The 24,826-nt window shown below is 70.5% G+C and carries 16 protein-coding genes and 1 pseudogene; 8 read left to right on the top strand and 9 right to left on the bottom strand.

The features are described 5' to 3' along the window. Window position 1: 1 nt before the first annotated feature. The 3 genes from ACPCJR_RS17590 to ACPCJR_RS17600 all read right to left on the bottom strand — a co-directional run bounded on the left by ACPCJR_RS17590 (window position 2) and on the right by ACPCJR_RS17600 (window position 6,162). The gene (locus tag ACPCJR_RS17590) at window positions 2–3,325 is read right to left on the bottom strand and encodes a hypothetical protein (protein WP_391512816.1); all 3,324 of its coding nucleotides are present in this window, start codon (window positions 3,323–3,325) and stop codon (window positions 2–4) included. Window positions 3,326–3,451: 126 nt separating this feature from the next. Then, a complete protein-coding gene (locus tag ACPCJR_RS17595) occupies window positions 3,452–3,862 on the bottom strand; it encodes a hypothetical protein (RefSeq protein ID WP_391512814.1) in 411 nt (136 codons plus the stop codon). 152 nt (window positions 3,863–4,014) lie between these two features. Next, entirely contained in the window at window positions 4,015–6,162 is a 2,148-nt protein-coding gene (locus ACPCJR_RS17600; RefSeq protein ID WP_391512813.1) for a S9 family peptidase, read from the bottom strand. Between the two features lie 386 nt (window positions 6,163–6,548). On the opposite strand from ACPCJR_RS17600, the gene ACPCJR_RS17605 reads away from it, so the two are divergent. From ACPCJR_RS17605 to ACPCJR_RS17615, 3 genes are all read left to right on the top strand, one after another. Next, a complete protein-coding gene (locus ACPCJR_RS17605; protein WP_391512811.1) occupies window positions 6,549–6,986 on the top strand; it encodes a MucR family transcriptional regulator in 438 nt (145 codons plus the stop codon). Between the two features lie 108 nt (window positions 6,987–7,094). Then, entirely contained in the window at window positions 7,095–7,289 is a 195-nt protein-coding gene (locus ACPCJR_RS17610) for a hypothetical protein (protein WP_391512809.1), read from the top strand. 118 nt (window positions 7,290–7,407) lie between these two features. Then, window positions 7,408–8,250, top strand: coding sequence for a DUF6456 domain-containing protein (locus ACPCJR_RS17615; RefSeq protein WP_391512807.1), 843 nt, complete (start codon window positions 7,408–7,410; stop codon window positions 8,248–8,250). 37 nt (window positions 8,251–8,287) lie between these two features. Here ACPCJR_RS17615 and ACPCJR_RS17620 read toward each other — a convergent pair whose 3' ends face one another. The 3 genes from ACPCJR_RS17620 to ACPCJR_RS17630 all read right to left on the bottom strand — a co-directional run bounded on the left by ACPCJR_RS17620 (window position 8,288) and on the right by ACPCJR_RS17630 (window position 13,741). After that, window positions 8,288–8,716: a SufE family protein gene (locus tag ACPCJR_RS17620; protein WP_391512805.1), complete on the bottom strand. Its 429-nt coding sequence runs from the start codon at window positions 8,714–8,716 to the stop codon at window positions 8,288–8,290. Between the two features lie 102 nt (window positions 8,717–8,818). Beyond that, a complete protein-coding gene (locus tag ACPCJR_RS17625; protein WP_391512803.1) occupies window positions 8,819–9,898 on the bottom strand; it encodes a sensor histidine kinase in 1,080 nt (359 codons plus the stop codon). A gap of 165 nt (window positions 9,899–10,063) precedes the next feature. Continuing rightward, window positions 10,064–13,741 carry a PAS domain S-box protein gene (locus ACPCJR_RS17630; RefSeq protein WP_391512801.1) on the bottom strand — a complete coding sequence of 1,226 codons (3,678 nt, stop codon included), beginning with the start codon at window positions 13,739–13,741 and terminating at the stop codon, window positions 10,064–10,066. 657 nt (window positions 13,742–14,398) lie between these two features. Here ACPCJR_RS17630 and ACPCJR_RS17635 point away from each other — a divergent pair. Beyond that, window positions 14,399–14,908 carry a hypothetical protein gene (locus ACPCJR_RS17635; protein WP_391513094.1) on the top strand — a complete coding sequence of 170 codons (510 nt, stop codon included), beginning with the start codon at window positions 14,399–14,401 and terminating at the stop codon, window positions 14,906–14,908. Between the two features lie 90 nt (window positions 14,909–14,998). Beyond that, the gene (locus ACPCJR_RS17640; RefSeq protein WP_181425514.1) at window positions 14,999–15,163 is read left to right on the top strand and encodes a hypothetical protein; all 165 of its coding nucleotides are present in this window, start codon (window positions 14,999–15,001) and stop codon (window positions 15,161–15,163) included. A 72-nt stretch (window positions 15,164–15,235) separates the two neighbouring features. Here ACPCJR_RS17640 and ACPCJR_RS17645 read toward each other — a convergent pair whose 3' ends face one another. Next, entirely contained in the window at window positions 15,236–15,676 is a 441-nt protein-coding gene (locus ACPCJR_RS17645) for a VOC family protein (RefSeq protein ID WP_391512799.1), read from the bottom strand. A gap of 170 nt (window positions 15,677–15,846) precedes the next feature. On the opposite strand from ACPCJR_RS17645, the gene pepN reads away from it, so the two are divergent. Both pepN and ACPCJR_RS17655 read left to right on the top strand, forming a co-directional pair. Beyond that, on the top strand, window positions 15,847–18,474 hold the full coding sequence (gene pepN / locus ACPCJR_RS17650; protein ID WP_391512797.1) for an aminopeptidase N: 2,628 nt from the start codon (window positions 15,847–15,849) through the stop codon (window positions 18,472–18,474). A 197-nt stretch (window positions 18,475–18,671) separates the two neighbouring features. After that, on the top strand, window positions 18,672–21,023 hold the full coding sequence (locus ACPCJR_RS17655; protein WP_391512795.1) for a PAS domain-containing sensor histidine kinase: 2,352 nt from the start codon (window positions 18,672–18,674) through the stop codon (window positions 21,021–21,023). A 66-nt stretch (window positions 21,024–21,089) separates the two neighbouring features. Here the strand turns inward: ACPCJR_RS17655 and puuE are convergent. Continuing rightward, window positions 21,090–21,980 (bottom strand): annotated as a pseudogene (puuE, locus tag ACPCJR_RS17660) (allantoinase PuuE); the annotation flags it as partial. Between the two features lie 278 nt (window positions 21,981–22,258). On the opposite strand from puuE, the gene rocF reads away from it, so the two are divergent. Then, window positions 22,259–23,182: an arginase gene (gene rocF, locus ACPCJR_RS17665; protein WP_391513092.1), complete on the top strand. Its 924-nt coding sequence runs from the start codon at window positions 22,259–22,261 to the stop codon at window positions 23,180–23,182. Between the two features lie 61 nt (window positions 23,183–23,243). Here rocF and zwf read toward each other — a convergent pair whose 3' ends face one another. Beyond that, on the bottom strand, window positions 23,244–24,722 hold the full coding sequence (gene zwf, locus ACPCJR_RS17670) for a glucose-6-phosphate dehydrogenase (protein WP_391512793.1): 1,479 nt from the start codon (window positions 24,720–24,722) through the stop codon (window positions 23,244–23,246). Window positions 24,723–24,826: the final 104 nt, after the last annotated feature.

Consider the following 24,826-nt stretch of genomic DNA (forward strand, 5'->3'; position numbering starts at 1 on the left):
CTCAGCCCGGCGGGGGCGGCGACGGCGCCTCCGCCCGGCTTCCCGGCGCCTCGCTGCCGCGCTCGGGCACGGCGGTCTCGGGGTAGCGCTTGCGGTACTCCGCGAGGAAGGCCGCCAACGTCTCCGCCTTGGTGGCTCGCAGGGCCGCGTCGCGGAAGGCGGCGGTGCGGGCGGCGTCCGGCCGCGTCAGCATGGCGAAGGTGCGGGCATCCGCGCTCTCGGCCATCAGCCCCGCGAACTTCGCCTTGAGGCGTTCGAGCCCGAGGGTCTCCCCCGCCAGTCCGTAGGCGAGTCCGGCGCGGATCACGTCCGCCCGCGCGGCGTCGTCGAGCGGCTTTCCGGAGCGCCACGCGGGACCGAGAATGGTCTCGTGGGCCTCTCCCGCCTCGCGCCAGCGCCGGGCGGCCCAGAGGATGTCGGCCCGCAGCCGCTCGGCATCCGCGCCCGTTTCCCCCTCGACCGTCTCCAAGGCGAGATCGGTGCGCGAGAGGTCCGAGAGGGCGCGGGCGCGCAGCAGGGCGCGGGCACGGCGCACGTCCTCCGGCAATTCCGGAAGATGGGTCGCGTCGAGGGTCTGAAGGGCCAGGAGTGCCTTGCCCTCCATGAGGCGGATCGTTGCGAGCCGCGCCGAGACCGAGGCGCGCGCCGCACCGTCCAGGCGCCGTTCGATCTGGTACTGGAGCAGTTCGTCGGCGGAATCGAGCAGATCGAGGGCGACGAGGCGGTCGGCCAGACGACGCACGATCTCGTCGGCGCGCCGGCCGGCCGGCGCGAAGTCCTTGAAGTCGAAGTAGAGCGCCAGCGCCTCGACGCCGCCCAGGGACTCGCCCCGTGCGCCGAGGAACAGGTCTTCGAACAGGGCCTGCGCCCGCTCGTGCAGCGCTCGCGTCGTCGGCGCCTCGGGGCTGAACGCGTTGGCGCGGCGCGCGGTCAGGAAGACCTTGCGCCAGCGGCCGGCCTCCTCGTAGAGCCCGCCGAGCGCCCCCAGCATTCCGATCTCGGTCGGGCCGCCGTGCCAGGTCAGCCCCAGGATCTCGAGCCGGTCGATCGCATCGGGCAGCGTCACCTTGCCGAGCGTGCGGCCGAGGGTCGTCGCCCGCAGGGTCGCCTCGGCCGCAAGCGGCCAGGGCGCCTGCTGCCGCAGGGTCTCGTAGGCCGAGAGCGCCGCCGCGCCGCGCCCCGTCGCCTCGTCCACCTTTGCTCGCAGGAGCGTCAGCCGGTCCCGGGTGACCTCGTTCGCCGCCCGGGTGGCGGCGGTCGAGGCCCGACCCACCGCTTCCCAATCCCCCGTCTCGACCGCGGCCTCGGCGGCGGCGGCGTGAAACAGCGAGGCCAGCGGCTCGGGGTAGCGCTCCAGAACCGATTCGCCGGCCCGCAGAGCCGCCCCCGCCTCGCTCCACCGACCGGTCGCCGCGTCGGCGAGACCGCGCCAGAGCCGGGCCTCCGGGTTGGTCGAGAGCCGCTCGTCGGCGAGGAGCTTGCGCGCTTCCTCCGCGCGCCCGATCCGGATCAGCAGAATTCCGCGCAGGAGCGCCGTCTGGCGGTCCCCGTCGATCACCACGTCCTCGGCGGCGGCCGCTCCGAGGGCGCCCAGCGCCTCCACGTCGAGGTCGTTGGCCATCAGGGCGCGGGCGAGGGTGAGGCGGGCGGCGCCCCGGTCGCGGCGGTGGGCGTCGACGGCCGCCGCGAGACCGTCCCGCAGCATCGCGCGCACGTCGCCGCGCTGCGCGTTCTCCCAGGCGTCGCGGTCGATCACGAGTTCGCCGACGGCGCCGACGGGCGGGTCGGCGGGGCGGGAGACGCCCGAGACCGCAAGCCCGGTCTCCCGGTTGCCTTCCCGGCCGATGGCGACGCCGTCGAGATTGGGCCGGACGGTGAGGTCGTCGGCGAGGGCGAGCACCGCGAGGCCGAGCCGGCTCGGGATCAGTTCGAAATCGACGAAGCGCTGCGTCTTGGCGACGCCCGCGGGGCGGCCCTCGCTGGTGACGACGGCGATGCGCTCGCCGTCGAGGTCGAGCCAGCCGGCCGGGCCGGGCTCCGGCAGACGCAGACCGATGCCGACGCGCCCGGGTGTGCCCGCCACGCGCTGCGCGATCAGGCTCTCGCTCGGCGCGAGACCGTCGCCCGCCACCAGTTCCCAGCCGGCGGGCTCGGTCACCGGCACGAGATCCACGAGGCGGCCCAGGGGCGGCCGGAAGCGCAGGACGCTCAAGCCGCCGCTGCGGGCCACGGGTCCGAGGGGAACGAGGCCGGTCGCGCCGGGCGACGGCACCGCGACCGGATCGGTCGTGGCGAAAACGAGGGTGACGATACCGCCCCGCTCGAACAGGGCCGCGGGCACGCGCTTGGAGAACGGGAAGACGAGGCCCGACCCCGCCTTGCGCGGCGCGATCTCGGCGCGACGGGCCGGTGCCTCCGCGGCGGGCGGCGGCGCGACCGCTTTCGAAGGCTCCTTGGACGCTTCCTTTGCAGGCTCGTCGGCCGCGCTCGCCGGCGGCGCGGGCGCCTCGGCGGATTTGGGAGGCTTGGCCAGGAAATCGATCGTCAGGATGTCGTCGTCGCGGGCGGTGGAGAGCGTCACGCCCTCGGCCGGCATCGCGACGATCCGCGCTTCGCCGGCATCCGTCTCGATCGCGACCCGTCCCACCCCCGGATCGAGGCGTCCGCGGAGGGAATGGTCGTCGATGCGCCACGGGCCCGGCAGCGTCAGGCGCGTGCCCGCGCCGTTCGGTGCGAAGGCGGCCTCCGAGCCCTCCGGGAGGCGCAGGCTGAGCCGGGTCCGCACGTCGTTGCGGGCGAGTTCGAGGGCGAGTGGCCGCGGCGGCGGGGCCGGGTTGCGGGCCTTGAGGCTGGCCTCGGCGGCGGCGGCCCGGCGGGCCAGTTCCGCCACCACCTCGGCGGGCAGGGGCGGCGGGAAACCGCTCCAGGTCTCCGGGAGAAGATCGACGAAGATCTGCTCGCCGGCCTCCTGCACGTTGATGCGGTAGGGCCGCTGGAGAGCGAGCCGCAGGGCGGTGCCGTCGGGGTCGCGGCGCACCACCGAGACGTAGTCCGGCAGACCCGCCGCGATCCGTTCCGGACCCGAGGCGACGGTCTCGCCGAAGCCGAGCACGAGGATGGCGCCCGAGAGGCGGGCCTTGACCGCGACTGGCCCGTCGAAGGTCAGGACGATGCGGCCGAAGCCATCCGATTGGGCGCCCTTGGCGGAGACGAGCCGTGCGGCCTGCGCGGCGGAGGCCGCCGCGCACAGGCCCAGGGCGAACCCGGCGCGCAGGAGAGCCCTGCCCGGCCGCAGCCCTCGTCCCTGACCGGGCCGTCCCCCCATCGCGCAGAACGCCCATCCCTGCGGCGACCGGTCCCGATGGGAACCGGGCGCCTCACGCCACTCGTGGGGACAGTCTGGCCCAACGCGGTGAACGCGCACTTAAAGCAGGGGACGCCGCGTCGTGCCTCAGGAAGCCTTGCGCAGGACGAGGCCGGGAATCGCGCTGCCCTTCTCGCCGAACAACTCCACCGCCTTACGGCAACTGGTTTCCACGTCCTTCCGGTAGGCTTCCGTATAGCCCATGCTGCGCATGAGCAGTTCACCCTTCGAGAGCGCATCGAGCTCGACGCCCATGGCGGCGACGACCGCCTTGAAGCGCTCGTAATCGGGCTGCGCCTCCTTGCAGGATTCGCCGACGAAGCGGACGAGGCCCGCGAGCTTGGCCGCGTTCGCCTGCTGACGCTCCTGGGGCGAGGCCGGCGCCTTCTCCGCGCCCTCAGGGGCCGGCTGCGCCGCTTGGGGCGTCGGCGCCGTTTCGGCCACGGCGGCAGCCGGCATTGCGAACAGAATCGCGGCTGCGATGGCGAAGTTCTTCACACGTCTTCTCCCTGACTTTCGAGCGTTCTATTATTCTGTTCTTATTTATCTCGCGCGCAGACTAGCAGAGGCGTGGAGGCTCTTCTGCCCTCTGCGCGAGAATTTATGGAGGCGCCGGCCGCGTGGTCTCGTGCGGCCGGCACCGGTGCCGGTCAAGCCGGCTTCGCGGCGCGTCCGGCCGCCATCAGGGCGAAGGCGTAGATCAGGGCGACTTCCTCCAGCCGGTCGAAGCGTCCCGCCGCGCCGCCGTGCCCGGCCTCCATGTTGATCCGGCAGAGGATCGGACCGCCGCCGGTCATGGTGGCGCGCAGCCGGGCGACCCACTTGGCAGGCTCCCAGTAGGTCACGCGCGGATCGGTCAGGCCACCGAGCGCGAGGATCGCCGGATAAGCGTGTCGCCCGACATTGTCGTAGGGCGAGTAGGACAGGATCGTCTCGAAGGCCTCGCGGCTCTCGGCCGGGTTGCCCCATTCGGGCCATTCCGGCGGGGTGAGCGGAAGCTGGGCATCGAGCATGGTGTTGAGCACGTCCACGAACGGCACGTCGGCGACGATGCCCGCGAACAGGTCGGGCGCGAGGTTTGCCGCCGCGCCCATCAGCATGCCGCCCGCGCTGCCGCCATGGGCGACGATGCGGCCCTTGGCCGTGTAGCCGGCCTCGATCAGCGCCCGCCCGCAGGCCACGAAATCCGTGAAGGTGTTGGGCTTCCGCTCGCGCTTGCCGTCGAGGTACCAGTTCCAGCCCTTCTCGGTGCCGCCGCGGACATGGGCGATGGCGTAGACGAAGCCGCGATCGACGAGGCTGAGCAGATTGGTGCGGAAGGCCGCCGGCATCAGCGTGCCGTAGGAGCCGTAGCCGTAGAGCAGCAGCGGCGCCGTGCCGTCGAGCGTCGTGTCGCGCCGGTGCAGCAGCGAGACGGGCACCGTCTCGCCGTCCGGCGCGGTCGCGAACAGGCGGCGGGTGACGTAGTCGGCGGGCTCGTGCCCGCTCGGCACGCTCTGGCGCTTGCGCAGGATGCGGGCGCGGGTGACGCAGTCGTAGTCGTAGGTCTCGCTCGGCGTCGTCATCGACGAGTAGACGAAGCGGATGCGCGCCGTCTCGAACTCGTAGCCCGGCAGCAGCCCGAGGGAGTAGGCCTCCTCGGCGAAGGAGACGGTGTGCTCCTCGCCCTTGAGATCGCGCACGACGATGCGCGGCAGGGCGTTCTCCAGTTCGAGCCGCACGAGGTGGTTGCCGAGCACGTGCAAGTGCCGGATCATCACGCCGGGCCGGTAGGGCACCGCGTCGTGCCAGTTCTCGCGCCCCGTCGCGTCGAGGGGGCAAGTGACGATCTTGAAGTCCACGGCGCCGTCGGCATTCGTCAGGATGACGAGGTGCGAGCCCCAGTGCTCGACGGAGTAGATCAGCTGCGGCTCGCGTGGCGCGACGCAGGTGAGCGGCGCCTCGTCGTCCGAGCGGTCGAGGAGGTGGACCTCCGCCGTCTCGTGGTCGCTCGCGGTGACGGTGAGGTAGGTGCCCGACTGGGTGCGGCCGATATTCACGAAGAAGCCCGGATCGGCCTCCTCGTAGACCACCGTGTCCTGCGCCTGATCGGTGCCGAGGCGGTGGCGCATGACGCGGGCCGGGCGGTGGTTCTCGTCGAGCGCCACGTAGAAGAAGGCGGTGCCGGCGGCGTTCCAGACCGCATCGCCCGCGGTCGACTCGACCTGCTCCGGGCGGTCCTCGCCGGTCGCCAGATCGCGCACGCGGAGGGTGTGGAGTTCCGAGCCCTTGGTGTCGACGCCCCAGGCGAGCAGGCCGTGATCGTCGGAATGGGCCGCCCCGGCGATCTCGAAGAAGGCGAGCCCCTCCCCCTCGCGGTCGCCGTCGAGCAGGATCTGCTCGCCGGTCTCCCCGTCCTCCGCCTCCTCCGCGATCCGGTGAACGGTGCGCGGGCGGCGGCAGATCAGCGGGTGCTGCCCGCCCTCGCGGTGGCGGGTGTAGTAGGCGAAGGGCCCGTCCGGATCGGGCACGGAGGACTCGTCCTCACGGATGCGCCCGCGCATCTCGGCGACCAGGGTCTTGCGCAGGGCCGCGGCCCCGCCGAGCGCCGCTTCGGCATAGGCGTTCTCGGCCTCGAGAACGGCGCGGATATCCGGCGCGAGCGCCGCCGGGTCCTTCAGCACCGCGCGCCAGTTCTCCGCCTTGAGCCAGGCAAAGGGGTCCTCGATGCGCCGGCCGTGAAGTTCGAAGGCGTGCGGGCGCGCCTGCGCCGCGGGCGCTTCGGGCGGCAGCGCGAAGGGAGGTGGCTCGAAGGTCATTCCCGGGCTCCGGTGTTCAGATCGCGTGTGATGAGGCGGTGTGCCGCGCCGCGTCCCCTGCCGCAAGCCGTCGCGCCGAGGGGGCGCGGATCGGACGCGCCGCGGAGGCGACGCGCCGGGAGCCGAGGCGGCCTTGCGAGCATTCACAATCTAACGAGACCATCCGAGTCAGCGATCAAGCCGCTCAGTTGTGCATACCCGTTCTGTCTTGCAGGTCTAATTTCGATGTTCTAGGTAGAACCCGTGACTGAGGGGGCGTCACTCAGAACCGAAAACAAGCGGGTGAATTGCGCAAAACGGTCCGCGCCCAACCATGTTCGTCGCCCGATCGGGTGACCGGCGCGTCCGATTGCGGATGTCACACTGCCAAGGGACACCGTTAAATCATGAACGAAACCGAGACGCCGGTCGATTACGTCGTCCTGACGGCCGACATCGTGGCGGCCTACGTGAGCAATAACCCGGTTCCGGCCGCCGAGCTGGGACATCTGATCGGCAGCATTCATGGTGCCCTGATCCAGGTCGGCACCGGTCGCGTTGCGCCGCAGGCCGCGGCCCCCGAGCCGCTGCAGCCGGCCGTGCCGATCAAGAAGTCGATCCAGCCCGACTACCTCGTCTGCCTCGAGGACGGGCGGACCTTCAAGTCGCTCAAGCGGCACCTGCGGGCCAAGTACAACCTCTCCCCCGAGCAGTACCGGGCCAAGTGGGGCCTCGCCCCCGACTACCCGATGGTGGCCCCGAACTACGCCAAGGCCCGCTCCGACCTCGCCAAGGCGATCGGTCTGGGCCAGCCGCGCCCGGGCAATTACGACGAGGCCGCGTAAGCGCCTTTTCGGCTCCGCTCCCGACTCCGTCGTCGGCGAAGCGGAGCCGAATCAACTTATCAACAGCAAAGTCCGGGAACGGTTCGGCTTCTGCTGCATTCACCCGCCATGAGCGAAGACAATCCCTCCGAACAACTCCCGAAACTCAACACGCAGCTTGCGGAGTGGGCCGCACGCTCCGCCAGCGACAGCGAAATTCTGATCGAGCGCTTCGAGCGGATGGGCTACGCGGTCCGCGGAAAATCCGAGGACGAGATCGCCGAGGTGCTCAAGAAGCCGCCGACAGAGCCCGCGACCGCCTGATCCGACGGCGCCATCGGAGCGTGACGCTGCAACTCAAGGCAGTACAAATCTCTGTCAAGTCTTGCACTAGGATAGTTTTCCCTTAGCCTCCCTCACAGTTGCTGGTGCGGGTGGTGTGATGCGGAAAGAACAAAACACGAACAAAGAGGGTGGGATCGGTCGGGACGCCGAACGCCTCCTCGCCGCCCTCGCGAGCGAGGGCGCCTACGCTTTCCCCGATCCGTCGGCACCGGAAACGTTGATCGTGCGCGGCGGAGGGCGCGGCGTCTCGCTCGGGGCGGGGCGTTTCCCGGCCCGGGCGGGCGAAGCGCTCCTGGCCGCCGACCTCGCCGCCCGGGACGACGGGCGCCGCAACCGGCTGGTGATCGGGGCGGCCGGCCGGGCCCGGCTGCGGCGGGCGGAGGCCTGCGGCACGGACCGCTTCCGCCTCCAGCACCTCGTCGCGGTGGCGGAGGGAACGGGAGAGGCGCAGCGCCTGCGGGATGCGGCCGAGAGTCCGCTCGCCTGGATGGCGCGGCGGCGCGGACGCGACGGGGAGCCGATGATCGATGCCGCCGCCTTCGCCGCCGGCGAGCGCCTGCGCCACGACCTGACGGCGGCGCGGATGCTGCCGCAGCTCTCGACCGGCTGGACCGCCCCTCGGGTCGATGGCGGCGGCCCGCGCGATCCGGCCGCGGCCACCGACCGAACCATCGCCGCGCGCCAGCGCGTCGATCTCGCGCTCGCGGCGGTCGGCTCGGATCTCTCGGACCTGCTGATCGACCTGTGCGGTTTTCTCAAGGGGCTGGAGCGGATCGAGTCAGAGCGGGGCTGGCCGGCCCGCTCGGCGAAAGTCGTCGCGCGTATCGCCCTCGGCCGGCTTGCCGAACATTACGGGATCGAGCGGGAGGCGACGGGGCCGGAACGGGCGCGCACGCGGTCCTGGCGGGTGGTCACCGATCTGGGACAACCCGGCTCCTGATCGACCCGCCGACGCTTGTAAGGCGTCTCGGGCCGGCTCAGTTCAGCCTCTTCAGACGGGCCGCATCCTTGTGGATGCGGTCCACCATCGCGCGCACGCCGTTCGAACGCTTCGAGGTGATGTGCGATCCGAAATCGAGGCGCCTGAGGAGGTCGAAGCCATCGGCCTTGATCGCCTCATCCGGCGACTTTCCGTCGTAGAGGGCGATCATCAGGGCCACGAATCCCTTCACGATGTGGGAATCGCTGTCCCCGTTGAGCCTCAGCGCGGAGTGCCCCGCCGCCTCGCCCAGGGACACGTCGATCCACACCTGACTCTCGCAGCCGAACACACGATTGTCCTCGACTTTCGCGTCTTCCGGCATCTTCGGCATCAGCTTGCCGAGCTCGATCACGTACTCGAAGCGATCCATGGGATCGTCGAGGATCTCGAAATTCTCGATGATGGTGTCGAGGTCGGGCAGCATGGCACTCGAGTTCGGAACGATGGGGGCTTCCATCTCTTCGATATAGCGTCGGCGCCCTCGCGCTGCGAGGCGCAGCGAGAGCGCCGTCGCGACCGCAGCGTCTCAGCGCAGGGCGGGCGGCAGCGAAGGCGGGACGTAAGCCCTCGCCTCGGGCAGTTGCAGCAGCAGCGGATCGCCCTCCGTCGCCGTGCCGCTGACCGCGATCTCGGCCTGCGCGGCGTAAGCCGCGATCAGGCGGGGGCCGAGCTTCGGCACACCCTCCTTGCCCGCGGCCGCCGCCTCGCCGGAGCCCGAGACGATCGAGAGGCGCACCGGCGCGCCGATGCCGGCGTCGATGCGGATGGTGATGCCGCACGTCACGGTGTCGTTGGTGGCGTCGAGGCATTCCGCCACGACCTCGGCGACGATCATGCCCATGGCGTTGGCGGTGCGCGGCTCGACCAGGCTGGTCCCGTCCCCCTCGACGACGACGCCGATCCGCCCCGCCCGGCGCAGCTGGCCGAGCCCGGAGGCGAGCCGGTGCAGGTAGTCGCGCAGGTCGATCGAGGCGATGTGGGGGGCCTCGTGCAGGTGCTGCTGCACCAGCGCGATCGCACGCACCCGCTGCCCGAGGGCGTCGAAGCTGCCGCGGCAATTCTCGGGTGCGGCCCGCCCGTAGAGGCCGATCAGGCTGACCATCACTTGGAGGTTGTTGCGCACCCGATGATAGATCTCGGCGAGCAGCGTCTCCTTCTCGATCAGGGCGTGCTCGGCGTGATCCTCGGCATTCTTGCGGTCGGTGATATCGAAGCAGGAGCCGAGGAAGCCGTAGAAGACGCCGTTCTCCTCGAGCGGCCGGCCGGTCTCCAGCAGCCAGCGATAGGCGCCGTCGTGGCGGCGCAGGCGGAATTCCACGGTGAAGGGCAGGCGCGTTTCCATCGCCTGCGCCACGATGCGTGCGTGCCGTTCGAAATCGTCCGGGTGCAGCCCCTTGCGCCAGCCGTCGCCGACCTCGTCGGACAGAGGCCGGCCCGTGAACTGGAGCCAGCAATCGTTGTGATAGGTGGATCGGCCGGCATCGTCCGTGCGCCACATCATCAGCGGCACATGGTCGGCGAACCGCCGAAAGCCGTCGTCGAGGTCGAAGGGGGCGTTCGCCTCGCGCGGCCCCGGAATCCCGCCTGATGGCGTTTCAGCACCCATTCCGCTCGTCTATTCGTTCGCTTGCCGCTCGAAGGAAATCGTTGCGAAATCTCGTCCCGCGCCGGTCAACGTGCGCGGTGTGGGGCCGTTCCGGGCGATCCACAACTCGCACGGGCCGTGTGCGCGCGAAGAGGGGCCGAACGCGGCCTGCGGTTAAGCTCGGTCTCACGAATGCTCGATCATTTCCCGGATCCGAGCGGCCAGCACCTCTACGGGGAAGGGCTTCGTGATCATCTGCATCCCCGGATCGAGCTGGCCTCCGCCGAACATGGCGTTCTCGGCATAGCCCGTGATGAACAGCACCTTGAGCCCGGGCCTCGCCTCGCGGGCGCGGTCGGCGAGCTGGCGCCCGTTGAGACCCGGCAGGCCGACATCGGTCACGAGCAGATCGATCCGCGCCGGGGACTGGACGACGCTCAAGCCCGAGGGACCGTCCTGCGCCTCGACGGTGCGGTAGCCGAGATCGCGCAGCACCTCCACCACGAGGTCGCGCACCACCGGCTCGTCCTCCACGACGAGGACGGTCTCGCCCCGCTCGGAGCGCGGCGGCTCGGAGGCGGCGACCGCGCCGGCCTCGTCCGGCACCTCGCCGCGATAGCGCGGCAGGTAGATCTTCACCGTCGTGCCCTGGCCCGCCTCGGAATAGATCTTGGCATGCCCCTCCGACTGGCGGGCGAAGCCGTAGATCATCGAGAGCCCGAGCCCGGTCCCCATCCCGAGCGGCTTGGTGGTGAAGAAGGGCTCGAAGGCGCGGGCCACCACGTCCGGCGGCATGCCCAGGCCGGAATCGGTGACGCAGATGCAGACGTACTGGCCGACCCCGACCTCCGGGTGCAGGCGGGTATAGCTGCGGTCGAGATGCGTGTTGCAGGTCTCGATCACGAGCCTGCCGCCCTCCGGCATCGCGTCGCGGGCGTTGATGGCGAGGTTGAGCACCGCGTTCTCGAGCTGGTGCGGATCGCAGAGCGTCGGCCAGAGCCCGCCCGCGGTGACGATCTCCAGATGCACCCGCTCGGTCAGCGTCCGGCGCAGCATGTCCTCCATGCCGGCGACGAGGGCGTTCACCCTGACGGGCTTCTGCTCCAGCGGCTGGCGCCGGGCGAAGGCGAGCAGGCGGTGGGTCAGGGCGGCGGCGCGGTTGGCCGAGGAAAGGGCGGCCCGGATGTAGCGCTCCAGCGCGTCGGTGCGTCCCTGGGCGATCCGGGTCTGCATCAGGTCGAGCGAGCCGACGATGCCGGTGAGCAGGTTGTTGAAGTCGTGGGCGATGCCGCCGGTGAGCTGGCCCACCGCCTCCATCTTCTGCGCCTGACGCAGCTGTTCCTCGACGAGGCGCTGATCGGTGATGTCGCGGCCCACGATGTGGAAGCGGTCGCCCTCCGGCACCGCCGTCCACATCACCGTGCGCCGCCGTCCGTCGCGGCTCAGGACGCGGTCGACGAAGTCGGTGACGGATTCCTGCGCGGCGAGCCGGGCCAGCACGGCGCCGGTCTCGGCCCGATCCTCGGGGTCGATCAGATCGAGGAAGGGCCGTTCGAGCAGAATGCGCTCGCTCCAGCCGAGCAGGCGCTCCCAGGCGGGGTTGACGCTGCGCAGGTAGCCGTCGAGGCCGGCCGTCCCCATCAGGTCGTTGGTGGTCTGCCAGAGCCGGTCGCGCTCGCGGGTGCGCTCGCCGACCTCGCGCTCCAGCATCGCCTCGACGCGCTTGGCGTCGGTGATGTCGGTCACGAAGAGGTAGGCGCCGTCGGTCGAACCGTCCGGCATCGGCCGGGGCAGGTAGCGGATATCGGCGATGCGCGGCGCGCCGTTCCGGTGCGGCCAGGAGCGCTCGGAACGGGCCTCGCGGCCGGCGAGCGCGCCCTCGAAGAGCGTGCGCTCCTGCCCGAAGGCCTCCGCGCCGATCAGGGCGGCGAAATCCCGTCCGAGCGCCTGCTGGGGCTGCGCCCCGAACCAGTCGGCCCCCGCCGCATTGGCGAAGCGGCAGAGCCCGCCCGCATCGAACAGGGCGACGAGGACCGGCAGCGAATCGGCGATCAAGCGCAGTTCGCGGGCATTGGCCCGCTCGGCCTGCTCCGCGCGGGCGCGCTCGGCGGCGTGCCCGACGCGCTGGGCCACGTCCTCGACGAGACCGACCTCCTCGCGGCTCCAGAGCCGCGGCTGCGCCTCGTGCAGGTAGACGAGGGCGCGCAGCCGCCCGTCCCAGATCAGAGGCACGACGACGAGCGCCCGGCATCCGATCGAATCCCATACCGGGGCGTAGCGGCGGCCCGCCCGGACGTCGCGGTAGCAATCCTCGACGACGAGGGTGCGCCCGGCGCGCAGCTCGGCGATGACCGCCGGGCCGAACCCGTCGAGGATGCGCGCCTCGCCGGCAAGGCTCGCGACCGTCGCGTCGCGGGTCCAGTCCCGCTCGACCCGGACGATCTCGCCGCTCTCGTCGATCTCGCCGTAGCCGGCGCGGCCGACGCCGACATGGGCGCCGATGGCGGCCGCGGCGGCCAGCGTCACGGCCTGCGGCTCGTCCGCCTCCCGCAGGCGGTCGTTCAGGGCCAGCAGGAAGGCCTGCCGCTCCTCGGCGCGTTTCCTGTCGTGGATGTCGGTGCAGGTGCCGAACCAGCGCACGATGCGCCCGTCCGCGTCGCGCACGGGCTGGGCCCGGCCGAGCACCCAGCGATAGGCGCCGGAGCGGTGCCGCAGGCGGTACTCGATCTGGTAGGTCTCGCCCGTGGCGAGGCTGCGCCGCCAGACCTCCCAGGCATGCGGCTGATCGTCGGGATGGAACATCCCCGCCCAGGCCGCGCCATCGGTCGAGCCGGAGGGGACGCCCGTATATTCGTACCAGCGCTCGTTATAGTAGTCGTGGAAGCCGTCGGGCCGCGTCGACCAGATCATCTGATCGATCGAATTGGTGATGCCGCGGAAGCGGTCCTCGCTCTCGCGCAGGGCCTGTTCGGTGCGCTTGCGCTCGGTGATGTCGAAGCTGACCCCTGGAAAGTGCAGCGGCGTCCCGTCCGCCGCGAGGGCACAGCGCCCCTGCGCGGCGACCCAGCGGATGCTGCCGTCGGGCTGGCGCAGGCGGTACTCCGCATCGAAGCGTCCGCCCTCGCGCAGAACCTGTCCGATGCGCTGCGTGAGGCCGGGCAGGTCGTCCGGGTGGACGCCGGAGAAGAAGTGATCGATCGGCGCGCCCGCGGCGGCGAGATCCGGATCGACCCCGTAAAGCGTGGCGAAGCGCGGATCGGCGGTGACCCGGTCGGCCGCCACGTCCCAGTCCCAGACGCCGATGCTGCCGCCGGCCGAGAGTGCCATCTCCAGCCGTTCGTCGCTGCGCCGCCTCGCCCGCTCGGCGAGGACCGTGCCGGTCGTCTCGGCGGTGACGCAGATCATGCCGTTGATGCGGCCCTCGTCGTCGCGCACGGGGGAGTAGGTGAAGCTCCACCACGTCTGCTCCGGCTTGCCGTAGCGGTGCATGGTGAGGGGCAGGTCGCTTTGCGAGACGCTCTGCCCCTTCAGCGTCGCGTCGACGAGCGGGCCGATCTCGTCCCAGAGATCCGCCCAGATCTCGCGGAACCGAGCCCCGAGCGCGCGGGGCAGACGGTCGCCGAAGACCGGGCGGTAGGCATCGTTGAAGAACGAGATGCCCTCAGGCCCCCAGGACAGGAACATCGCAGCCGGGCAGGCCAGCATCGTCGCCAGCGTGCTGCGCAGCGCGAGCGGCCAGGTTTCGAGCGGCCCGAGCGGCGTTGCCCCCCAGGGATGCGCCAGGATCTCGCGCCCCGTCTGCCCGCTCTCGAGGAGGAAGCGCAGCGGCGCCGGGATCGCCGCCTCGGCCGGCTCCCGGTTCATCGAAGGAGGCTCCCGCAAGCGGCAGCGATGTCGGGACACGAATAGGACAAGGCGACTCTACGAACGCGGACGAACGGAAGTCGGAGTATAGGGCAAAAGCGTTGCCGTGGATCGGCATCACGCCGTCATGCGACCAAGCGGCCTCCTTCCTCCCGTCGCTGGACGAACGGACCGGCCGATCGATGGCACGCAAGTGGAAGTCCCGCCCTCTAGCCGGGGAAAGTGCGCGTTGCAACAAATGATAAGCCGACGGCGCCTCATTTTGGAAGCAGTGCAACCAACGTCGAGAGGCGAGGCTTGTTTTGCATTGCAATAAAATTAGTCGAAGCTTCGGGAAGGGGTATTGAGCAAATTTCCATCTCTGCACTTGCCTCGCCGGAATGAACGTGCATTGTATTTCCGTCCGCATCAGACCCAGCGGGAGAGCCCAGCTCGGCATTCAAACGCCGTTCATGGCGTCGAGGAGCGACCGCCCCCGGGAGCTTCGAGGCACAATCGCGCGAGGGTTGGACGATCTGGAGGGTGGCGCTCACGCGCCTCACCGACGGGCCTCGGCGATCACCGAATCGCCGCCGGGCTCCCAGGAACCCATGACAGAGGGGGGTACGAAGTGCTGGCAGCAGGCATTTCGAATGCCTGCGCGTCGTGGGGAGCATGATGGACGAGAACGCCTTCGCTTACGATTTCGACGCTCCGGATTCGGACTGGAATTTTGAGCCGTCGCGCGCCGACCTTTTCCGGCAGATCGATGCCCCGCTCTACACCACCGATACCGAAGGCTGGTTGACCTACTACAACGAGGCCGCGGCCGATCTCTGGGGCTTCCGCCCCGTGCTCGGCAAAGCCCGCTGGTGCGGGGCGTGGCGCCTGTTCGAGGCCGACGGCACGCCCCTGCCGCACGACCGCTCGCCCCTGGCCGTAGCCCTGACCGAGGGCCGCGCCGTGCGCGGCGTTCAGATCGGCCTGGAGCGTCCGGACGGGATGCGGCTCGACTTCATGCCCTATCCCACGCCGCTCCGCGACGCGGCGGGCACCGTGGTGGCCGCCTCCAACATCCTTCTGAAGGTCGAACGCTCCAGCCTGCGCGTCGCCTTCAGCGCTCCGGCGGGAACCCGGCCCGGCCGGCGCCCTGCCCAATTCGCGGGCATGCGGAGAGTTTCGGCCTGAACGTTGCCGCGGACGGGTCCGGGAACCACCTCGCCGGGGCGGGCTGATCCTGCGGATCGTCTCACGGCCCGCGACAGTCAGGAGGAAACCATGTCGGTCGATACGAACTGGAGCCTCGACGCCGTCCAGAGCCTGCGCAGCATGGCCCGCGAGGGCGTGCCCGTCTCGGTCATCAGCCTGAGACTGAAGCGGCCGGTCGATGCCGTGAGCGCCAAGCTCGCCGAACTCGGGATCACGCCCAAAGCCGATATCTGACCGCGGGGGCGAGGATCGATCCTGTGGGACGGGCACCCACCGCCGACGCGGCGAGGCCCGTCTCCCGCTGCGTCACCAGGAGCCCGTGTTCTCCATGGAGGCCCAGGGCTCCTGCGGCGGCTTCGATCCGCCCTTCTGCAGGATCTCGATGGAGATGCCGTCGGGCGAGCGCACGAAGGCCATGTGCCCGTCGCGCGGCGGACGGTTGATGGTGACGCCGGCATCCTGCAGCCGCTGGCAGAAGGCGTAGATGTCGTCGACCTGGTAGGCGAGGTGCCCAAAGTTGCGCCCGCCCGAATACGCCTCCGGATCCCAATTGTAGGTCAGCTCGATCAGGGGCGACTTGGTTGATTCGGCCCGCTCAACGTCGCCCGGCGCGGCCAGGAAGACGAGCGTGAAGCGGCCCTTCTCGTTGTCGACCCGGCGGACCTCCTTGAGGCCGAAGGCGTCGACGTAGAAGCGCAGCGCGCGGTCGAGATCCGCCACGCGGACCATCGTGTGCAGATATTCCATGGCCATTCCGGATGATGGGAGGGGTCGCCGCCTATCTGGCCCGGCATCGGCTCCCGTCAACGGGACGGGGCGCCGGCCCATTGTCGACCCCGATCCCCCGCCGGAGGATTCCGCCTGCCGACAAACGCCTCTAGAAGGCGTCACGGATTCCGACGGCGAGCCTTGAACCGATGCGCACCGAGACGCCCCCGATCGTTCGCCTCGAGAATTACCGTCCCAGCGATCACCTGATCGACCGCGTGGATCTCGACGTGCGCCTCGACCCGCGCGACACCCGCGTGAGCGCGACGCTCAGCCTGCGCCCAAACCCGGCCGGCCAGCCGGGCGCGCCGCTCGTCCTCGACGGCGACGACCTCGTGCTGCTCGCCCTCGACCTCGACGGAGAGACGCCGGCGCCGGACGCCTACCGGGCCGACGCCTCCGGCCTCACCCTTCACGCGCCGCCGCAGCGGCCCTTCACCCTGCGGATCGAGACGCGCCTCGACCCGACCGCCAACACGAAACTGATGGGCCTCTATCGCTCCGGCGGCGTCTACTGCACGCAGTGCGAGGCGGACGGCTTCCGGCGCATCACCTACTTCCTCGACCGGCCGGACGTGCTGTCGGTCTACACCACCCGGATCGAGGCGGAGCGCGAGGCCGCCCCCATCCTCCTCGGCAACGGCAATCCGGTCGAGGCGGGCGAGATCCCCGGCAGCGGCCGGCACTTCGCAGTCTGGCACGATCCCCTGCCCAAGCCCGCCTACCTGTTCGCTCTGGTCGGGGGCCGCCTCGACCGGGTGGCCAAGCGCTTCACCACGATGGAGGGCCGCGCGGTCGAGATCGCGGTCTATGTCGAGCCGGGCAAGGCCGAGCGCGCCGCCTACGCCCTCGACGCGGTCGAGCGCTCCATGGCCTGGGACGAGACCGCTTTCGGGCGCGCCTACGACCTCGACGTGTTCAACGTCGTGGCCGTCTCCGACTTCAACATGGGCGCGATGGAGAACAAGGGCCTCAACATCTTCAACGACAAGTTCGTCCTCGCGAGTCCCGAGACCGCGACCGACGCGGATTACGCCGCGATCGAGGCGATCATCGCGCACGAGTATTTCCACAACTGGTCGGGCAACCGCGTCACCTGCCGCGACTGGTTCCAGCTCTGCCTGAAGGAAGGGCTGACGGTCTTCCGCGACCAGGAATTCTCCTCCAACATGCGCTCGCGGGCCGTCCACCGGATCGCCGAAGTGCGCACCCTGCGCGCCCGCCAGTTCCCGGAGGATGCGGGTCCCCTCGCCCACCCGGTGCGGCCGAGGCAATACGCGGAGATCAACAACTTCTACACGGCGACCGTCTACGAGAAGGGCGCCGAGATCGTGCGGATGCTGCGCACGCTGATCGGCGAGGCGGCGTTCCGCGAAGGGATGGACCGCTACTTCGCCGACAACGACGGGACCGCCGCCACCGTCGAGGATTTCCTGAAGGCCTTCGAGACGGTCACCGGCCGCGACCTCTCCCGCTTCGCCGAATGGTACGAGCGCCCCGGCACGCCGCGCGTCGCCGTCTCCGGCCGCTACGACGCCGGGGCCAGGACCTATCGCCTCGATTTCCGCCAGACCCGTCCGGGCGCCGGAGCGGACGCGCCGCCCCTCGTCATCCCGGTCCGCCTCGGCCTGATCGGCCCGGACGGTCCCCTCGCGGAGGCGACCGGCGACGCGGTGGAGAACGGCGTGTTCGTGCTCGACGGGGCGGAAGCCTCCCTGACCTTCGCCGACGTCGCCGCCGAGCCCGTCCCCTCGCTGTTCCGCGACTTCTCGGCACCGGTGCGGGTCGAGAGCGATCTGGACGACGCGGCCCGCCTCACACTGCTGCGCCACGACACCGACGACTTCAACCGCTGGGAAGCGGCGCAGCGTGTGGCCGTGCGGATCATGACGGCGCAGGTGCGCGGCCAGGAGGCCGACGCGGCGGCCTTCGTCGGAGCGCTGGGCGCCTTCCTCGACGCGCAAGCCCTGCGCGATCCGGCTTTCGCGGCCCAGGTGCTCACCCTGCCGAGCGAGGGCGACATCGCCGACGAGATCGGCACGAACATCGATCCGGACGCGATCTACCGCGCCCGGCGCGACCTGCGCCGCCGCCTCGGCGCGGACCTGCGCGGACGCCTGACCGCCCTGCGCGAGGCGCTGTCCGAGCCGGCCGGCGCGCCCTTCTCGCCGGACGCGGCCCCCGCCGGCCGCCGGGCGCTCCGCAACGCCGCCCTCGACCTGATCGCCGCCGCCGACGCGCGAGCCGGCGCCGATCTGGCTCGGGCGCAGATCGCGGCGGCCACCAACATGACGGACCGGCTCGCCGGTCTCGCCACCCTGGCACTCCTGCCCGGCGAGGCCAGGGAGGCGGCGCTCGCGGCCTTCGCCGAACGCTACGCGAACGAGCCCCTGGTGCTCGACAAGTGGTTCGGGCTCCAGGCGATGATTCCCGAGGCGGACACCGTCGCGCGCATCCGGCGCCTCCAGGGCCACCCGGCCTTCGCGATGACGAACCCGAACCGCGTGCGCGCGCTGGTCGGCAGCTTCAGCCTCGCCAACCCGACGCAGTTCAACCGGCCGGACGGGGCCGGCTACGACCTCGTGGCGGAGACGGTGCTGGCCCTCGACGGGACCAACCCGCAGGTCGCCGCGCGCCTGATGACCGCCTTCGGTTCCTGGCGCCGGCTCGAAGCGGGGCGGCGGGAGGCCGCCGAGAGGGTCCTGCGTCGCATCGCTGCCACGCCCGGCCTTTCTCGTGATGTGGCAGATATCGGGGCGCGGAGTTTGGCCGGCTAGTTAAGACTTTCTTGAGGAAGGCGTTTTCGCGACTCGCGGCCCGCTCCGAGCCTCACCGAGAGCCTCTCAGGTCAACGGCCCATTCCAAAAACGGCGTGGACAAACCCACCCCCCCGATGTCCAATGTGAATACGATTCGAAACCGCCGGGGCCGCCCCGGCCGAAGCGCCGTTTCCAGCCAGTGCAGAGGTGTCGATATGCCGGGGGCGGTTTCCGCGTCCCTGTCCGCGCGCGCGCGTGCGGACACGATCCTCGGGATCCAGCGTACGACCGGCACGGCCCAGGCCCGACTCATGCGGGCCGAGACCTGGCTGCGCTACGCGCTGCCCGCCCTGCTGGCGGTCTTCCTGCTGACGCTCGCGGTGGCCTCGTTCCTCCAGCTGCGCGGGCGGCACGAGGAGGCGATGCGCAGCGCCACGCGCGAGGTCGAAGCCTTCGCGCGGCTGGCCTCGCTGGCTCTCACGGGCGCCGCGGCCGCCGACGAGACGCAGCTCGACCGGGTGTTGCCGGTCCATCTCCTGCCCGCCGGGCGCGAGGTGCTGGTGATCGGCCCGAACGATCGCATCCGCGCCGCCTATCCGCGGCCGGCGCCGGCCGAGACCTTCGCCGGCTACCTCGCCGAGGGTGAGCCGCTGGGAATCCTCGGCGAGAGCGCCGGGGCCATGCTCGTGACCCTGCAGGCGGGCCGGCAGGCCATCGTCGCGGTCCGGCGTCTGTCCGATGGGACGGGGCAGGTCGCCGTCTCGCAATTCATCGAGCCGATCGCGGCGGAGTGGTGGCGCCTGTTTTGGAACCACACGGTCACGCTCACGGCCATCGGCCTCGTCCTGATCGGCACGGCCACCGCCTACATCCTCCAGACGCAGCGGGCTCAGTCGGCGGACGAGGTCTGCGACCTCGTCAAGCAGCGCCTCGACACGGCGCTCGGGCGCGGGCGCTGCGGCCTGTGGGACTGGGACATCGCCCGGGGCACGATCTTCTGGTCCGATTCGATGTACGCACTGCTCGGCTACACCCCGGAGAAGGATCTCCTCTCCTTCGGCGACGTGAACGCCCTGCTGCACAGCGAGGACGGCGATCTCTACAGCCTCGCCCGCCACCTCGCCGCGAGCCACGCCACGGTCGATCACGAGTTCCGCATCCGCGACGCCTCCGGCGCCTGGATCTGGCTGCGCACCCGTGCCGAGATCGTGGAGGATGCCATGGATGGCAGCCGGCATCTGGTCGGCATCGCCATGGACGTGACGGAGCAGCGCCGGCTCGCCGAATCCAGCGCCACCGCCGACATGCGCCTGCGCGACGCGGTGGAGGCGATCTCGGAGGCCTTCGTGCTCTGGGATGCCGGCAACCGGCTGGTGCTGTGCAATTCGAAATTCCGCGCCCTGCACGCGCTGGCCAGCGACGACGCGATGCCGGGCCGCCGCTACGACGAGATCATGGGCCGCGGCGCCCTCCCCCCGGTGCGCCGGGGCATTCCGGGGTCCGAGCGCGGCACCTCCCGCACCTTCGAGGTCGAGCTGACCGACGGGCGCTGGCTGCAAGTGAGCGAGCGGCGCACCAAGGACGGGGGCTACGTCTCGGTCGGCACCGACATCACCAGCCTCAAGCGGCATCAGGAGCAACTCGTCGCCTCGGAGCGCGAGCTGATCGGTACCGTCAAGGACCTCAAGCGGTCCCGCCATACCCTGGAGATGCAGACCCAGCAGCTCGCCGACCTCGCCGAGCGTCATCTCGACCAGAAGGCGCGGGCCGAGATCGCCAACCAGGCCAAGTCCGAGTTTCTGGCCAATATGAGCCACGAGCTGCGCACGCCGCTCAACGCCATCATGGGCTTTGCCGAGCTGATGGAGAGCGAGGTCTACGGCGCGCTGGGCTCGCCCCGCTACGCCGATTACTGCCGCGACATCCAGCAGAGCGGCACCTACCTGCTCTCGGTGATCGACGACATCCTGCACATGTCGCGCATCGAGGCGAAGCGGGTGAAGCTGGTGCGCCGCGACGTTCCCCTCGACGGGGCCATCGCCTCGGCGGTGATGCTGGTGGCCAAGGATGCGGCGAGCAAGTCCGTCGCGATCGACGTCGAGCTGGCGGGCGCCCTGCACGTGCTGGCCGATGCGCGGGCGCTCCAGCAGATCCTGCTCAACATCGTCCAGAACGCGGTGAAGTTCACGCCCGAGGGTGGGCGCGTCAGCCTGCGGGGGCGCTGCTGCAACGGCTTCGTCCACCTGTTCATCGGTGATACCGGCATCGGCATCCCGAAGGCGGCGGTGTCCAAGCTCGGGCGCCCGTTCGAGCAGGTCGAGACCAACCTCACCCGCAGCTACAAGGGCTCGGGCCTCGGCCTCGCCATCGCCCGCTCGAACGCGGAACTGCACGGCGGTTCGATCCGCATCCGTTCGGAGGAAGGGATCGGCACGCTGGTTCTGGTGCGCCTGCCCATGCCGACGCCCGAACGCCTCGCCGAGGCCGCGCGCGAGAGCGAGCGCGACGAGGCGACCGGCGCCACCGCACCGGGCGAGACCCGGCGGAGCCTGACGCCCGCGTTTTGAAGCGCTGTTCCCCCCCTCTTTCGGTTCGCGGCCGCGCGCGAAAAAAAGCCGGCGGCCTCAGCCCGGAGGATGCGTCGCGATCCAGTGACGGGCGATGTCGATGCGGCGCGCTACCCAGACCCGCTCGTGGGCGGCGATGTGGTCGAGGAAGCGGATCAGCCCGGCCGCCCGGCCCGGTCGGCCGACGAGGCGGCAATGCAGGCCGACCGACATCATCTTCGGCGCCGTCTCCCCTTCCGCGTAGAGCACGTCGAAGCTGTCGCGCAGGTAGGTGAAGAATTGGTCGGCGGCGTTGAAGCCCTGATAGGTCGCAAACCGCATGTCGTTGGCATCGAGGGTGTAGGGCACCACGAGCTGGGGGCCCGCCGTGCCCCGCAGCCAGTACGGCAGGTCGTCGGCGTAGGAATCCGAGAGGTAGGTGAAGCCGCGCTCGGCCGCGAGGCCGAGCGTGTGTTCGGAGAAGCGCCCGGTGTACCAGCCCTCCGGCCGGCTGCCCGTCACCGCGCTGTGCCGCCGGATCGCCTCGTCCATGTGGGCGGCCTCCGCCTCGGGCGTGAAGACGGAATAGTCGATCCAGCGTAGGCCGTGGCTGGCGATCTCCCAATCCGCCTCGCGCATGGCGGCGACGGCCCCCGGGTTGCGTTCCAGGGCGCGGGTGACGCCGAACACCGTGACCGGCACGCCGCGCCCCGAGAGGAGGCGCCAGAGCCGCCAGAAGCCGGCGCGGGCGCCGTATTCGTAGACGGATTCGACGCTCATGTGGCGTCGCCCGGGCCAGGGCTGCGTCGGGATCACCTCCGTGAGGTAGCCCTCCGACGCGTCGTCGCCGTCGAGAATGCAGTTCTCGCCCCCCTCCTCGTAGTTGAGGACGAACTGGACGGCGATGCGGGCCTCGTTCGGCCAAAGGGGATGGGGCGGCGTTCGGCCGTAGCCGACCCAATCGCGAGGATCGTTCAAGACGCATCCTCCCCGACGGTTCGACCGCGGCTCAAGCCGGCGGCTTGACGGCAGCCCTCAGCGACGTGGGGCGATCCGGCTTCCCTTCGATCACCCGGCTCGCCGCTCATTGACGCCTCCCTTGCAGCCCAGAATGCTTCATCGCGACGGCGCGACATCCGCCCTCCATCGATCGGCGTTATGAGGAAAACCTCTCCGCCGGCCAGAGCGCGTCGATACGCTCTCGGCATGTTCGCGGGCCGAGGCATCCCTTATCAATCAGGAACCGGCTCATGCCCATGCCGTCCTCCGTCGACATCATCGGCGCGCCGATCGAGATCGGCACCAGCGAGCCCGGCTCTCTGATGGGTCCGGCCGCCCTGCGCACGGCGGGTCTGGGGCGGGTGCTGCAAGATCTGGGCTACGCGGTCAACGATGCGGGCGACCTCTCCCCGGATGGCGCGGCGGGCCAGCGCGATCTGCCCGCGATCCGTGCCTGGACGACTCTGATCGCGGGGGCGGTGGAGGCGGCCTTCGCACGCGGCAGCCTGCCCCTGGTCGCGGGTGGCGACCACAGCCTGTCGCTCGGCTCGATCGACGGCGTGCTGCGCCATTGCCGGCGGACCGGGCGTCCGGTCTTCGTGCTCTGGCTCGACGCGCATGCCGATTTCAACACGCTGGAGACCTCGCCCTCCGGCAACGTCCACGGCATGCCGCTGGCCGCACTGAGCGGCGAGCCCGGCTTCGATTCCCTGTTCGAGAGCACGGAGCGCCCGCGGCTCGATCCGCGCCACATCCACCTGTTCGGCCTGCGCTCCATCGATGCCGGCGAGCGGGCGCTGGTGACGCGGCGGGAGGTGAAGGTCGTCGACATGCGGACCATCGACGAGTTCGGCGTGGTCGCGCCCCTTCGGCGCATCCTCGACCGGGTGAGGGCCGCCGACGGCCACCTGCATGTCAGCTTCGATATCGACTTCCTCGACCCGACCGTCGCGCCCGGCGTCGGCACCACGGTGCCGGGCGGCGCGACCTTCCGCGAGGCGCATCTCATCATGGAGATGCTCTGCGATTCCGGGCTGGTCGGCTCCCTCGACGTGGTGGAGCTGAACCCTTTCCTCGACGAGCGCGGGCGCAGCGCCCGGGTGCTCGTCGAGCTGGTGGCCAGCCTGTTCGGCCGCCGCATCATCGACCGGCCGTCGGAGATGCCGCCGCTCGACGCCTGACGACCGTGGGCGAATTCCTCGTTCCGTCAGGCGTCGGCCGATTTCCTGATGCCGCGAGGCGTCAGCCGATTTCCTCATGCCACGTGCGGCCATCGCGCTCGATCAGGGCGATGGAGGCCGTCGGCCCCCAGCTTCCGGCCGAGTAGGGGCGCGGCGGCTCGGGGCGGTCGGCCCAGGCCTTGAGCAGCGAGTCCGCCCAGGACCACGCCACCTCCACCTCATCGCGGCGCATGAACAGGGTGGCGTTGCCGCGCACCACGTCCATCAGCAGGCGCTCGTAGGCGTCGGGATAGCGCTGCTTGAAGGTCTCCTCGAAGGAGATGTCGAGGTTGGTCGGGCGCAGGCGCATGCCGCCCGGCCCCGGGTCCTTGGTCATCACTTCGAGCTTCATGCCCTCCTCCGGCTGGAGCCGGATGACGAGACGGTTCGGCTCGCGCCCGAAGGCGTCGGAGGGGAAGATCGAGAAGGGTGAGGCGCGAAACTGCACCACGATCTCGGAGAGCTTCTTGGGCAGACGCTTGCCGGTGCGGACGTAGAACGGCACGCCGGCCCAGCGCCCGCTGCGCACTTCGAGCTTGAGCGCCACGAAGGTCTCAGTGCGGCTCGGAATCTCGCCGCCGAGATCGGTATGGTAGCCCTCCACCGGCTTTCCACCGACCGCCCCGGCGCCGTACTGCCCGCGCACGGTCACGACCCCCACGTCGGCGGCGGTGATCGGCTTGAGCGCGCGCAGCACCTTCAGCTTCTCGTCGCGCACCGAGTTGGCATCGAGCGAGATCGGGCTCTCCATCGCCGTGAGGCAGAGAAGCTGGAGGATATGGTTCTGCACCATGTCTCGCAGCGCGCCCGAGGTGTCGTAATAATCGCCCCGGGCCTCCACGCCGACGGTCTCGCCGACGGTGATCTGCACGTGGTCGATCACGTCGGCATTCCACAGCCGCTCGAAGATCGTGTTGGCGAAGCGCAGGGCCAAGAGGTTCTGCACCGTCTCCTTGCCGAGATAGTGATCGATCCGGAAGATCTGGCTTTCGGGAAACACGGCGCCGACCGCGTCGTTGATGGCGCGGGCCGATTTCAGATCCTTGCCGATCGGCTTTTCCAGCACGACGCGGCTCGTCTCGCCGATCAGACCGTGACGGTCGAGGTTGCGGCAGATCGGGCCGTAGAGGTCGGGCGAGGTGGCGAGATAGAAGGGGCGGACGCGGTCGGGCCGCTCGTCGAGCAGGATCTTGAGATCCTCCCAACCCTCGTCGCCGAGGGCATCGACCGCCACGTAGAACAGGTGGTCGAGGAAGCCGTCGAGCTTGCTCTCATCGATGTCCCGCGCGGGCACGAAGCTCTTGAGGGCGTCGCGGGCGCGCTCGCGGAACGCCTCCGAGGACATGTGCGTGCGCGAGGCGCCGATGATGCGGCTCGATTCGGGGATCTGCGCGTCGCGGTAGCGCTGGTAGAGGGCCGGCAGGAGCTTGCGCTGGGTCAGGTCGCCGGTGGCGCCGAACACGACGTAGTCGAAGGTCGGGACGGGGATGATGGTGGCCAAGGACGGCTCCCAGGGTTCGCGCAGCTTCGAGGCGCCGGCCCGCAGCCGGAGGCAGACCCGGAGGAGCGTCTTGCCCCTCCGTCCCTTCCGGCCCGAGGGCGGTC

Origin of the sequence: Methylobacterium sp. NPDC097929 (genome assembly GCF_049543375.1) — a bacterium.
In the GTDB taxonomy this organism is placed as follows: domain Bacteria; phylum Pseudomonadota; class Alphaproteobacteria; order Rhizobiales; family Beijerinckiaceae; genus Methylobacterium.

Bases quoted from the DNA above. Each gene is read 5' to 3' on its own strand.
- ACPCJR_RS17615 (WP_391512807.1), top strand. From the start codon at position 7,408: ATGCGGAAAGAACAAAACACGAACAAAGAGGGTGGGATCGGTCGGGAC.
- ACPCJR_RS17610 (WP_391512809.1), top strand. From the start codon at position 7,095: ATGAGCGAAGACAATCCCTCCGAACAACTCCCGAAACTCAACACGCAG.
- pepN (WP_391512797.1), top strand. From the start codon at position 15,847: ATGCGCACCGAGACGCCCCCGATCGTTCGCCTCGAGAATTACCGTCCC.
- ACPCJR_RS17630 (WP_391512801.1), bottom strand. From the start codon at position 13,741: ATGAACCGGGAGCCGGCCGAGGCGGCGATCCCGGCGCCGCTGCGCTTC.
- ACPCJR_RS17640 (WP_181425514.1), top strand. From the start codon at position 14,999: ATGTCGGTCGATACGAACTGGAGCCTCGACGCCGTCCAGAGCCTGCGC.
- ACPCJR_RS17605 (WP_391512811.1), top strand. From the start codon at position 6,549: ATGAACGAAACCGAGACGCCGGTCGATTACGTCGTCCTGACGGCCGAC.
- ACPCJR_RS17620 (WP_391512805.1), bottom strand. From the start codon at position 8,716: ATGCTGCCCGACCTCGACACCATCATCGAGAATTTCGAGATCCTCGAC.
- ACPCJR_RS17625 (WP_391512803.1), bottom strand. From the start codon at position 9,898: ATGGGTGCTGAAACGCCATCAGGCGGGATTCCGGGGCCGCGCGAGGCG.
- ACPCJR_RS17600 (WP_391512813.1), bottom strand. From the start codon at position 6,162: ATGACCTTCGAGCCACCTCCCTTCGCGCTGCCGCCCGAAGCGCCCGCG.
- ACPCJR_RS17645 (WP_391512799.1), bottom strand. From the start codon at position 15,676: ATGGAATATCTGCACACGATGGTCCGCGTGGCGGATCTCGACCGCGCG.
- ACPCJR_RS17655 (WP_391512795.1), top strand. From the start codon at position 18,672: ATGCCGGGGGCGGTTTCCGCGTCCCTGTCCGCGCGCGCGCGTGCGGAC.
- rocF (WP_391513092.1), top strand. From the start codon at position 22,259: ATGCCGTCCTCCGTCGACATCATCGGCGCGCCGATCGAGATCGGCACC.
- ACPCJR_RS17635 (WP_391513094.1), top strand. From the start codon at position 14,399: ATGGACGAGAACGCCTTCGCTTACGATTTCGACGCTCCGGATTCGGAC.
- ACPCJR_RS17590 (WP_391512816.1), bottom strand. From the start codon at position 3,325: ATGGGGGGACGGCCCGGTCAGGGACGAGGGCTGCGGCCGGGCAGGGCT.